Source organism: Pseudomonas sp., assembly GCF_049590575.1.
In the GTDB taxonomy this organism is placed as follows: domain Bacteria; phylum Pseudomonadota; class Gammaproteobacteria; order Pseudomonadales; family Pseudomonadaceae; genus Aquipseudomonas.
The window spans coordinates 1-12,236 of the sequence record NZ_JBAWDE010000264.1 but is presented as its reverse complement, the minus strand read 5'-3'; the positions used below and the strand labels follow the sequence as shown (position 1 = coordinate 12,236).

The following is a 12,236-nucleotide window of genomic DNA, read 5'->3' as shown; positions in this document are numbered from 1 at the left end:
GTGCACGCCGAGGCGCGACAGGTACGCCGGGCCGATCATCGCGCCGATCACCCCGGTGATCAGCACAAACACCGCCGCCAAGGCCGCCACGCCGCCGATCTGCTCGGCCACCAGCATGGCAATCGGCGAGGTCACCGATTTGGGCGCCATGGTCATCAGCATCATATGTTCGGCGCCAAACCACCAGCCCAGCAGCACACACAGGCCGGTGGCCAACACGCCGCCTATGACCAGCGTAGTAAAAATCGGCCAGAACAATTGGCGAATCCGCCGCAGGTTGAGGTAAAGCGGTACCGCCAGCGCCACGGTGGCAGGGCCGAGCAGGATGCCCATGATCTCAGTGCTCTTGCGGTACTCGGCGTAGCTCAGGCCGCAGGTGAGCAACACGCCGATCACCAGCAGCATGGAGACCAGCACCGGCTGCAGGAAAATCCAGCGGGTTTTCTCAAAGCCCGCCAGCACCAGTTGATAGGCGCCGAGGGTGATGCCGATGCCGAACAACGGATGATGAATCACTGCTGTCCATGCGCCGTGCCAGTCGAAGATCATTGATCCTTCTCCTTGCGCTTGACCATGTACTGCATCAACACGCCGACAAAACCCATGGCGATCACCAGCGACAGCACCAGCGCGCCGACGATGGCCCAGAAGTCGGCGGCGATGTCCTTGGCATACACCATCACACCCACCGCCGGCGGCACCAGCAGCAACGGCAAGTAGCGCAACAGGCTGCTGGCAGCCAGGCTCAAGGGCTCGCCGACTTCGCCGCGCCAGATCAGAAACCCCAGCATCAGCAGCAAACCGATGATCGGCCCCGGCAGGACCGGCAGCAGCAAATGGTTGATCGCCGTGCCGATCAGTTGAAACAACACCAGCCATGTCAGCCCGCGTAACAGCATCCGTTCTCCCCCCCGTCAAAACCCGCCCGCATTATAAGCATGCCCGCCCTATGCTTCGGCATTCGCCAAAAGCATGGTGGGTTGACCGGGCTGGTTGCCCATGATGATCTACATTGGTTCTCTGTACCTCATAACAACAGCACCGATGAACCAAGGAGAGACGCAATGCCCTATGTACCCGTAGCGCAGCTCAAAGACTATGTCGGCAAGGAACTCGGACGTTCCGAATGGCTCACCATCGACCAGGCCCGTATCAACCTGTTCGCCGAAGCCACTGGCGACCATCAGTTCATCCACGTTGACCCGGTCAAGGCCGCGCAAACGCCGTTCGGCACCACCATCGCCCATGGCTTCCTGTCGCTGTCGCTGATGCCCAAGCTGATGGAAGACATCCTGATCGTGCCGGAAGGCTTGAAGATGGCAGTCAACTACGGCTTGGACAGCGTGCGCTTTATCCAGCCGGTCAAGGTCAATTCCAAGGTGCGACTGAACGTGACACTCACTGACGTCACCGAGAAAAAGCCCGGCCAATGGCTGCTCAAGGCCACCGCCACCCTGGAAATCGAAGGCCAGGAAAAACCGGCTTACGTGGCTGAGTCGCTGTCGCTCTACTTCGTGTAAGCGCTTCCCTGTGGTGAGGCACTGAAACTCACCACAGGGTATGTAAATTTATGTATGAAACTCGCAGCTGCGGCATACTCGGCGCTCAATTATCCGGATCCCGCTATGCGCCCACTCGCCCCCCTTGCCCTTGCCCTGTTGCTCACCGCGTGCGGAGACGGCGAATCGCTGTTGCCGCCGGATGCGCGCCTGCCCGACGGCGGCCGCTACCGGGGCGATGTGGTCAACGGCTTGCTGCAAGGCCAGGGCCGTGTCGACTACCCCAACGGCAGTTGGTATGCCGGGCAGTTCGACAAAGGCCAGTGGCACGGTCAGGGCGAATGGCACGGCAGCAATGGCGAAGTCTATAAAGGCCAGTTCCAGCAAGGGCTGTTCGATGGCCAGGGCAGCCTGACCACGGCCGGCAGCCACTATGTGGGCGGGTTCAAGAATGGCCGGCGCAACGGCGAAGGCACCCTCAAAGAGGGGCAGATGACCTACCGCGGCGAATTCAAGGATGACCAGTACTCAGGCCTCGGTCGCCTGGAGCTGGCCGACGGCAGCCAATACCAGGGCCAGTTCGCCCACGGCAAGCCGAATGGCGAAGGCCAGCGCAACGACGACAGCGGCAACCAGTTCAGCGGCCACTTTGTGGATGGCCAACTGGAAGGCAATGGCACCTTCAACAGCGCTGACGGCGACATCTATGTCGGTCAGTTCAAGCAGAACCAGCTCAACGGCAAAGGGCGCTACGAAAACGCCGACGGCGACGTGTGGATCGGCCAGTTCAAGGAAGGCGCGCTCAGCGGCAAGGGCGAGTTGATCGGCGTGGACGGCAGCCATTACGTCGGCCAGTTCAGCGACTGGCGCTTTACCGGTGACGGTCGCTTGAACCTCACCGACGGCAGCTTCTATATCGGCGGCTTCGACAGCGACAACTACCAGGGCAAAGGCACCCTCGTGCTCACCGATGGCACCGTGCAGGCCGGCACCTGGGTCAACGGCATGCGCGTGCGTGACGCCGACGGCAAGCTGCTGCCCGACCCGCTGGAAATCGGCGTACTGGCCCAGGGCCGCCTGCTCGACGCGGCCCTCGCTGCGGTGCCCGCTTCCACCCCTGCGGTAGAGCTGTACACCCTGGCCGTGGCCGGCGACGGCAAACAAAGCGTGTTCCTGCGCGAAGCCGATTACGTCAGCAATATGCTCGCAACGCGCTTTGGTGCCCGTGGGCAGGTTCGCCTGGTCAACCACCGCGACCACATCGCCGACCGCCCCCTGGCCACCCGCGAAAGCCTGCGCCGCGCTGTACAGACCCTGGCCGACCGCAGCGGGCCGGAAGACCTGGTGTTTATCTACCTGACCAGCCACGGCACCCACGAACACGAGCTGGTGCTCGACCAACCGCGCATGGAACTGGCCGACCTGCCCGCCGATGAGCTGGCGGCCGTGCTCACGCCGTTGAAAAACCGCGACAAGATCATCGTGATTTCCGCCTGCTACTCCGGCGGTTTCATCCCGGCATTGAAAGACGACCACACCCTGATCATGACCGCCTCGCGTGCCGACCGTGTGTCGTTCGGCTGCTCCGAGGAAGCCGACTTCACCTACTTCGGCGACGCCCTCTTCGCCCAAGCCTTCAACCAGACCGATGACCTGCAGCAAGCCTTCAAGCTCGCGCAACTGCACGTGACCGAACGCGAACAGGCGGACAACTTCGAAGCCTCCGAGCCGCAGATCTGGGCCCCCAAGGGCGTGATCGCCCATTGGCAATTATTACGCAAACAGCAGGCACGAAAGGCGCTCGAAAGCGTCTCAATGAATAGCAAGGAAGCCAAAGGCAACTAAGCTGTAATGTGTAACAAGGGGGAAACACCATGTACCTGACACCTCAGCATATCTTGCTCGCCGGCGCCTCTGGCCTTACCGGCGAACACCTGCTCGACCGCCTGCTCAACGAACCCACCGTGACCCGCGTGCTGGCACCCAGCCGCAAGCCGCTGGCCGAACACCCGCGCCTGGAGAATCCGGTTGGGGACCCTGCGGTATTCCTGCCGCAACTGAACGGCCAGGTGGACCTGGCCTTCTGCTGCCTGGGCACCACCATCAAGCAGGCAGGCTCCGAAGAAGCCTTCCGCGCGGTCGACCTGGACATGGTCGTGGCCTTTGCCAAGCGTGCGCGGGAAATGGGCGCGCGGCACCTGATCGTGATCAGCGCGATTGGCGCCGACCCCAAATCCTCGATTTTCTACAACCGCGTCAAAGGCGAAATGGAACAGGCGCTGAGAGCGCAGGATTGGCCACAGCTGACCATCGTGCGCCCTTCTCTGTTACTGGGCGAGCGCCTGGAGCCACGCCTGGCCGAGCAACTGGCCGGGCCGTTGTCGCGGTTGATCCCGGGCAAATACCACGGCATTGAAGTGTGCGAGCTGGCCCGGGCCATGTGGCGCCTGGCGCTGGAAGAGCAGGATGGGGTGCGGGTGGTGGAGTCGGATGAGTTGCGCAAACTGGGTAAGTAACCCAGTTTAAACTGTGGGAGCGGGCTTGCTCCCACATTGGTTTTAGAGCCCACCGGTTGCGTTGAACCCAATGCCCAACACCGTCAGCACTGACAGCGGCAACAGCAAGGTGTCGAGCAACGCGCTGGCCGGCAGGTCCACCTGCGGATAGCTCGGCGCTTCGGCGCCAAACCTATCCTTGGCGCAACACCCACCGTTAATCGCATACAAATCCAGGCGCGTACCGGCATACACCACCGGCGCGCCCGGTTGGGCCGCATCCAGCGTGCGCGCGGTGGCGCAGCCAGTGAGCTGCAGCGCCAACATCACCAGCAGTACCTTACTCATCGCTGCTCAAATGGTGTTCGCCCCAACGCGGCAGCATGTCCTGGGGAATATTCAGCAGGTTGAGAATCCGCGCCACCACGAAATCCACCAGATCGTCGATGGTCTGCGGCTGGTGATAGAACCCCGGCGACGCCGGCAAGATGGTCACGCCCATGTTCGACAACTTGAGCATGTGCTCCAGGTGAATGCTCGAATACGGCGCTTCACGCGGCACCAGGATCAATTGGCGGCGTTCTTTCAGGGTGACGTCCGCCGCGCGCTCGATCAGGCTGTTGCACGCGCCCGTGGCAATCGCCGACAAGGTGCCGGTGGAGCACGGCACCACCACCATCGCCGCCGGCGCGCCGGAGCCGGAAGCCACTGGCGACATCCAATCCTCTTTGCCATACACCTTGATCTGCCCCGCCGCCGCACCGGTGTACTCGGTGAGGAAGGCCTGCATCATCTGCACCTTGGGAGGCAGCGCGACATCGGTCTCGGTGGCCAGTACCAATTGCGCGGCCTTGGAGATCAAAAAGTGCACCTCACGGTCCTCGCGCACCAAGCAATCCAACAGGCGCAGGCCATACGGCGCGCCGGATGCACCGGTCATCGCCAGGGTAACGCGTTCCGGGCCACTCATTTCAACGCCTCGGCCAACTTGCCATGCAGGCCGCCAAAGCCGCCGTTGCTCATGACGACTACGTGGGTACCAGGCTTGGCCTGTTGCTTGACGAACTCAATGATGCCTTCGATGGAATCACACACCTCGGACGGCACCTTGCACAGCCCGGCGATACCCGGCAAGTCCCAGCCGAGGTTGGCCGGCGCGTACCACACCACCTGGTCGGCGTCGTTAACGCTTTCCGGCAAGCCGTCGCGGTGGGCGCCAAGCTTCATGGAGTTGGAGCGTGGCTCCACAATCGCAATAATCGGTGCATCGCCGACACGCTTGCGCAGGCCGTCAAGGGTGGTGGCGATGGCCGTCGGATGGTGGGCAAAGTCGTCGTAGATGGTAATCCCATTCACGTCGGCGACCTTTTCCATGCGCCGCTTCACGCTTTTGAAGGCGCTCAACGCAGCAATGCCCATTGATGGCACAACGCCAACGTGCCGCGCGGCTGCCAGCGTCACCAGGGCGTTCGCGACGTTGTGCTGGCCGGTCATGTCCCACTCGACGATGCCTTGGGCCTCGCCTTCAAACAACACTTCAAAGCGCGAGCCGTCGTCACTCAGCAGCTTGACCTGCCATTGCCCGCCCGCGCCGGTGGTTTGCACCGGGGTCCAGCAGCCCATGTCGATCACACGCTGCAGTGCAGGCTCAGTGGTGGGGTGGATCACCAGGCCTTCGCTCGGGATCGTGCGTACCAAGTGGTGGAATTGGCGCTCGATGGCCGGCAGATCCGGGAAGATATCCGCGTGATCGTATTCGAGGTTATTCAGGATCGCGGTGCGCGGGCGGTAGTGCACGAACTTGGAGCGCTTGTCGAAAAACGCGCTGTCGTACTCATCGGCCTCGATCACGAAGAACGGCGTATCGCCGAGACGCCCCGACACCGAGAAATTCTGCGGCACACCGCCGATCAGGAAGCCCGGACTCATGCCCGCATGCTCCAACACCCAGGCCAACATGCTGCTGGTGGTGGTCTTGCCATGAGTACCGGCAACTGCCAATACCCAACGGCCTTGCAGCACATGGTCGGCCAGCCATTGCGGGCCCGAGACGTAGGGCAACCCTTTATTGAGTACGTATTCAACCGCCGGATTGCCACGGGACATGGCATTGCCGATCACCACCAAATCCGGGACCGGGTCGAATTGCGCCGGATCGTAGCCTTGGGTCAGCTCAATGCCCTGGGCCTCGAGTTGCGTACTCATGGGCGGGTAAACGTTGGCGTCGGAGCCGGTGACGTGATGGCCCAGCTCTTTGGCCAGAACTGCCATTGAGCCCATGAATGTGCCGCAAATACCGAGAATATGAATGTGCATAGTCGACCTCGTAAAACATCGAGGCAGGTTAGCGCAGAGAGGGGGAAATCGCACCTTTTAGCGGCGACCGTCCAGGCGTGAGTGGCTGATCGAGCAATTCCTCTGCACGCGAAATGCTATTGCATCCGAGAAAGCAGCACGCATGCGACTTCCTCGAATACAACGGCATTGAGGGTCAAGGCTGTGCGCTGCTGGCAGCCCAGCAGTCAGTCACACCTCGAACATTGCCTGGTTACGCTGTCGCTTTAAGCTTGAGCGCGACCGCCTGACCGATCGCGGTAATAACAGCCAGCCTGGAATCAATGACTTTTGCGCGCACTTCAAGGTCAGGGTCTTCGTTTCGCGCCTTCGAGATCGAGCATGGAATGCCATACTCTTTGGCCAGCCCCTCAACATCTTTTTGCAGAGCGATAGTTAGAGATTCCAGGCAAGTCATACGCTCCTCGTTTGTTTTTATCGCCCATGCCAAATTGCTTTGTACTGCATCGACTCCGATTCCGGTAATGCGACCGAGCATATTGGTCGCCGCAAAAACATTCTCCTGGACCTGATCGACGATACGCGTTTCGAAAAAGCCTTTTTTTATTACAGCCGCAGGGGAATCAGTAAATGCTTTTTCGATGAGTTTGGTTGCGAGGGTCCCGACACTGCCGACGACTGCCACGGCGCCTGCCGTAAGCAAGGCTTTCTTAGTATCTGTGAGTTTTTTCACAGCGGGCGTGACATCCGCTTTGGACTCCGCGACAGCCTCGGCTAATTCAGTGTCCGCCTTCGCGAGGTTGCGGGAGGAAAAGTCTTCAACTGCCTTACCGTTCACAGTTGAAGGAGAGATCTCCAAGGTCGTGGTAAAGGTTTTAGGCGGCGCGTCGACGACCTGTTGCCCGCCGAGCTTGCTGGCAAAGTTATCTTTGGGTTTATAACTGGCTATATCAGTAGCAATTTCCTGTTCAATCTTGGCCGCGCCAACCGACGCGCCACTTGGTCCCGTCTTTGGCGCGTTGGGCGCATCCGCTGCTTTAGCAGTACCGGGGAGGTCTGGCGCTTTCTTGACTTTAAAGAGCTTACCCAATCCACGCGCACGCCTGTTGAAACGATCGCCTTCAACGGCAAACATCTCATGCGCTATAGAAGAACGCATGCTCTCAGCGCTATCTGCACTGCACGCTTTTGCACCAGAGCCAGGACGTTCTGTTGTAGGCTTACTCACAACTTCAGAGGCCAACTGCAACTGAACGAGTGGGAATTGCGGCATTGCGAAGTCATTAACAGTCATGTCATGTACCTAATGATTAATGTGCACTAGGAAGCCATCCATTTCCTCCACTGCCTGAGTGGCGAGCATCCACATAGCGTTCCAGCACCATTACAGACGGAAGGACCCCCTACCCATTTATACAACCATTATTCATGCCCTGAACAACCTGAACACCTTAATCCTTGAATGCCTCGGCCATTGCGTACTGCACCAACTGCACACCTTGCGGCACTTTTGTTACGAAATTATAAGCGTACCAACCGCCATTTAAAAAAATCGCGGCAACGGGCCCCATCGGCGTTGAACTACCCACCACTTTGTAATAAAAATCGCTGACGACATCTTTATGCCTATACACTTTTTTCGGGTCAAACGCTTTTATGCCCAGAGGCACCCGCTTTTGCACCGCGTAGAGAACACTGTTTCCAAGTTTCCCAGCCGTATTAAACCCAGTGGAAATATTATTACCCAGTTTAAAAAAGTCATTCAATCCCAAAGACCCGTTTATACCTTTGACCACCCCACCGCCAATTGCCTTGAGGGCGCCACGCCCCGTCCTTACTGCGGTGCCCAGCGCCTTGCCGCCAGGAAGAAGAAACCCAACTGCGTCGAACCCGAGCTCAAGTACTGCACCCGAGACATCCCCCTTCATGGCAATCCTGACGCCATCATAAAAAGGCACAAGACTGAGAAAAAGCTCGTCCAACTTTCGATTGGTTTTTATTTCCTGTTCACGTTGCGTAACATCTTTTTCTTCAGCTCTTTCCCTCTCAAGGTCGCGCGTAAAGTGCTTGCCAACGGTTGCTCCCATTGCCAGCGTACGTTTGGAAAAATAATCGCCAGAAAGCCCTTCTGCCGTGTCAGACGGAATTTTTGCAGACAAACGATCCGTATTTGGCTCACCTACCCGCTCAACTAGCAGCCGTAAGTCCGGACGACTCCCCTGAGCAGGCAAACCAAAGTAAGGATTGGCATCAATGTTGAGCGCCTCGCCTGTGGCATTTCTCGGAGCCCCGTTAATATCAGGGCTCTGCCACTCTTTTTGCGGCTGACTCACAAGGGGCTTTTTCCCCAGCGCAGATTCTTTGATTATTTTGGCCTGACCCGGAAAGTAGCTGTAATGATGAATATCGCCATTGCCTCGATCCGCTTGAATAATCAAGCCGAACGTCCCGGTCAAATTTTTAACATCTTCCGCGCTGGGTTTATCACTCACATATTTTAACGTCTCATGATTCCCGAGCTTACTTTTCACTCTTTTATCATAAGGCTTACGCAGCTCAAAAAAACTGATGATTGAGGTATTCAAGATTTCCCGATCAGCCACCGGCATTAACGAAAGGTGATACCTGAACGAGATATCCATGGCCTCTGCACGCTGCGCCTTAAACTTGTCAAATGCATTATCAAATGTTGCGGGGATATTCGCTTCAAGCTTGCCCAGCTCACGACGCATAGAATTATAGGGCAGCGCTTTTTCGTCGGTTGACACCCAGACTTTTTCGCTCAAGTGCCCAGACATGTAGATATCCAGCAGCGAATACAGAGTAATATCCGGCCACACTTCGTGATCGTCTTTGATCACCTTCTTTTCAAAGTCCAGGTTTCCACCGAATACTCGTTTCAACTCTCCGAGTGCCATTTCCCTGCGGTTGGGGGCTGGCGTTTTCAACACCTCGGATGCCCACGCTACATCCTTGTACTGAAGAAGCACGGCCTTCTCCGATACATCGTAATCCTTCTTTGAATAGATATTATCCGGCCTTGCGCGGATCACTCCGTTGGCGACGCCCCAATCTGTAATCGGGAGGCGCTTGACTTCGTCCAGTTGATCCTGCCCTTCTCGTGAAACGGGCTCGGTCTGAGCGAACAGCATGACTTGGCTGAATGTCATGTTTGCCACGGCACCTGGCACTTTCTTTTCGATGCGCCACGCCTCGATGGAGAATTGCGCCCACGTATGCGAACCGTAGACCAAATTAGGTGGTATCGCCTTTGCCAGAAACTCTGGAGCTGAAACCGACAGCAATAAACGCGCTGCAATTGGCGCCATTTCAGTCCCGATCCGCCCTTCAAGATGGCGAGTAAAACGACTGACGATCTGAGCAGGCGAAAAGCCGATATTCTCTTTGCCATAGGGTGCATAACCCGCCACGTTATGCCGTGATGCTCCTCCCCACGGGTCAAGATCGAGTGCGAGCGCTGCGCTCACAAATTCAATATCACTGGTTGAGGTTTCATCCCGCCCAAGTTCTTCTTGTATTTTTTTGCCCAGGGCCTTGGCGTGTGGCGAGCGTATAAGCTCATCCAGCGCCTTTGCGGGATGCGTGCTGATCGCTTTTCGCGTGTCCTCTGGCAGATGGTGCAGCAATCGCCCCATCAGGCTCGTGGCCCCAGGGCCGGCCTGATCCAATGATGCTTGAACAGGGTCCTGCATCTTCCACCGCTCAACAATTTCTCGGATGTGTGATTGCAGGCCAGGGCCCAGGGTTGTTGTCTCCAACAGCCGAGTCAAAGGCAGTGCACAGCCTCTATCGGAATCGGGTGCCCTGTGATGGAGGTCGAAAGACAGCATGAGGAGCATGTTGCGTGCTTGCGTCACATTCTGTGGCACCAGCATTGCGTAGGCTTCAATCAGATCAACGGCGCGTGCCTCCTTGGCCGGTTCATCTAACGATTGGGAGTACGAGGAACGTGGGTGGATAGGCACCCAGACCTTGCTCAGGTCAATGTCCACTTCGCCGGCATTGGCCTGATCCTGCAGCACTGTGATAAGCGACTGGCAGTCGACTTCATCCCCCATCACCGTTTCCTGCTCAACCAATGCGCTCGGTGATCTCAATGAGGCAAACGGCAAAGGCGGAAATTCAAAGTTCGGATCACTCACCAATTGCTTGCGGTACTTGGCCACTTGCGCCGGCCCCATATCGAAAGGGAAATGGTAAAACTTCCCTACCACGGCCCATGGCAAGTCGCCTGACGGCAGTGGGCAATTCAATGTTTGTCCGGGTTCGGGTGCCAATGCCTTGGCGGTCGCCAACAGCGCTCGCGAAACTTCGGCCCATCCCGAATCGTCGTCCAGAGAAAAGGTTTGCTCCTTACCGCCGACAATGCCGGTGATTTCCCCTCTGGACGGGTTCAATTTCAGGGCCGTGGTATCAAGCCCCTGATCCTTCGCCCAGGCCACGACACCAGGGCTGCGAAGTGCACTGTCAAACAGCGTACGCCAACGCCCTAACGTGGACTCGGGAGGGACATGGACATGGGGGGGGCTTACTGTCGTTTGATGGAAGCGAGCAAGCAGCGCTTTTGCGAATGCCTTTTGCACTTGGGCGTCAGCTTTTGCGCGGGTTTCGAGACTGTCAGGCGGTGATGCACGAAGGCCATCGTCCTCTGCGCCAGGAGAGGGCGCCCTCGCTTGTGGCGGCACCTTCTGCGCCAATAGTGCTGCCAGCTCCACCCCATAGGAGAAAAAACCCGGGGCTATAGGAGAACTGGAAATATTTGTCATTCAAACACCTCAATGTAAGGGCCGTTAGGCGCTGCTCCAGTGAGTGGTTTGAGAATTTACAAAGCGTGCCGCCGGCAGGCCGACGAAATGCGACAGGGCATTACCGCTGCCGTGAGCATCCAGGGGCCGTTAAGCTGAACAAACACGGGTAATTCCGTGCTTGCGTAACTTGCGATAAAGGGTATTTCGGCTGACGCCCAACTGCTCCGCGGCGTGTGTCATATGCCAACACTGCTGCTCCAGCACAGCCAGCATGGCCACGCGCTCGGCCTGCTCCAGCGGCAGGTCCGAAGGTTCATCGACGGTTTGCGGTGGGGGTTGGCGGACGATCGCCGGCAGGTCGGGAAGCCCGACGCGGCCATCCTCGGTCAACGCTGCCAACGTGCGTAAAACAGTGCGCATCTGCCGCACATTGCCCGGCCAGGAAAACGCCAGGAGCTGCTGCCGCGCAGCAACATCGAGCAGCACTTTGTGCGGCGCGGCTTCGTCCTCCAACAGAAAATCCAGCAGCTGGTTTTTATCGCTGCGATCACGTAGCGCGGGCAATGAAACTTCCAGGCCATTGAGACGGTAATACAGGTCTTCACGGAAGGTGCCGTCGGCAACTCGCGCAAGCAAATCCCGATGGGTCGCGCTGACGATGCGTACATCAACCGCCTGCGGCTCGCCGCCAATGGGCACCACCATGCGGTCGTCCAGCACTCTTAATAGACGGGTTTGCAGCGCCAGGGGCATGTCGCCGATTTCGTCGAGGAACAACGTGCCGCCGTCGGCCTGCTGCAACTTGCCTTGCATACCCTCCTTGCGCGCGCCGGTGAAGCTGCCGCCGCGATAGCCGAACAGCTCACTCTCGATCAGGCTTTCCGGGATGGCTGCACAGTTCAGGGCCACAAAAGCTTTTTCGGCGCGCTGGCTGGCGTGGTGTACCGCTTTGGCGAAGGCCTCTTTGCCGGTCCCGGTTTCGCCATTGATCAACAGCGGCACGTCACGTTCGAATACCCTCAAGGCCTTGCGAAAATCATTCTGCAGCGCCGGGTCGCCCAGGCAGATACCCGGCAGGCGGGGCACTTCAGGTTTGGCCAGCGCCGCCGGCTGGCTGCGCGCCTGGCCCCGCAAGGCGGCGAATAAATGCCGACCGTCACGCGTACGCAGCGGCCAAC

Annotated in this window: 11 protein-coding genes; 3 read left to right on the top strand and 8 right to left on the bottom strand. The window is 58.4% G+C overall.

The genetic code is table 11. The features are described 5' to 3' along the window. Positions 1–549, bottom strand: a 549-nt coding sequence (locus WBR57_RS18205; RefSeq protein ID WP_424085285.1) for an LrgB family protein, incomplete at its 3' end; no start/stop codon positions are given. Then, positions 546–899 carry a CidA/LrgA family protein gene (locus WBR57_RS18200; RefSeq protein ID WP_424085283.1) on the bottom strand — a complete coding sequence of 118 codons (354 nt, stop codon included), beginning with the start codon at positions 897–899 and terminating at the stop codon, positions 546–548. The genes WBR57_RS18205 and WBR57_RS18200, both read right to left, overlap by 4 nt. 165 nt (positions 900–1,064) lie before the next feature. Here WBR57_RS18200 and WBR57_RS18195 point away from each other — a divergent pair, with 165 nt between their 5' ends. The 3 genes from WBR57_RS18195 (at position 1,065) to WBR57_RS18185 (ending at position 4,015) form a co-directional block, all read left to right on the top strand. Then, positions 1,065–1,520: a MaoC family dehydratase gene (locus WBR57_RS18195; RefSeq protein WP_101273166.1), complete on the top strand. Its 456-nt coding sequence runs from the start codon at positions 1,065–1,067 to the stop codon at positions 1,518–1,520. Between the two features lie 105 nt (positions 1,521–1,625). Next, on the top strand, positions 1,626–3,344 hold the full coding sequence (locus WBR57_RS18190; protein ID WP_424085281.1) for a C13 family peptidase: 1,719 nt from the start codon (positions 1,626–1,628) through the stop codon (positions 3,342–3,344). 29 nt (positions 3,345–3,373) lie between these two features. Next, positions 3,374–4,015 carry an oxidoreductase gene (locus tag WBR57_RS18185; protein WP_424085279.1) on the top strand — a complete coding sequence of 214 codons (642 nt, stop codon included), beginning with the start codon at positions 3,374–3,376 and terminating at the stop codon, positions 4,013–4,015. Between the two features lie 42 nt (positions 4,016–4,057). Here the strand turns inward: WBR57_RS18185 and WBR57_RS18180 are convergent, their stop codons facing one another. The 6 genes from WBR57_RS18180 to WBR57_RS18155 all read right to left on the bottom strand — a co-directional run. Further along, positions 4,058–4,342 (bottom strand): YceK/YidQ family lipoprotein, encoded by a 285-nt coding sequence (locus WBR57_RS18180; RefSeq protein WP_424085277.1) that lies wholly within the window; start codon positions 4,340–4,342, stop codon positions 4,058–4,060. Then, complete coding sequence (gene ubiX / locus WBR57_RS18175) at positions 4,335–4,964, bottom strand: flavin prenyltransferase UbiX (protein ID WP_424085275.1); 630 nt, start codon at positions 4,962–4,964, stop codon at positions 4,335–4,337. Before ubiX ends, WBR57_RS18180 begins: the two co-directional genes overlap by 8 nt. Next, positions 4,961–6,310, bottom strand: coding sequence for a UDP-N-acetylmuramate:L-alanyl-gamma-D-glutamyl-meso-diaminopimelate ligase (gene mpl, locus WBR57_RS18170; protein WP_424085273.1), 1,350 nt, complete (start codon positions 6,308–6,310; stop codon positions 4,961–4,963). The genes ubiX and mpl overlap by 4 nt, the downstream gene beginning before the upstream one ends. A gap of 232 nt (positions 6,311–6,542) precedes the next feature. Further along, the gene (locus tag WBR57_RS18165) at positions 6,543–7,583 is read right to left on the bottom strand and encodes a hypothetical protein (RefSeq protein WP_424085271.1); all 1,041 of its coding nucleotides are present in this window, start codon (positions 7,581–7,583) and stop codon (positions 6,543–6,545) included. 157 nt (positions 7,584–7,740) lie between these two features. Next, entirely contained in the window at positions 7,741–11,076 is a 3,336-nt protein-coding gene (locus WBR57_RS18160) for a hypothetical protein (protein ID WP_424085269.1), read from the bottom strand. A gap of 129 nt (positions 11,077–11,205) precedes the next feature. Next, positions 11,206–12,236, bottom strand: a 1,031-nt coding sequence (locus WBR57_RS18155) for a sigma-54-dependent Fis family transcriptional regulator (RefSeq protein WP_424085267.1), incomplete at its 5' end; no start/stop codon positions are given.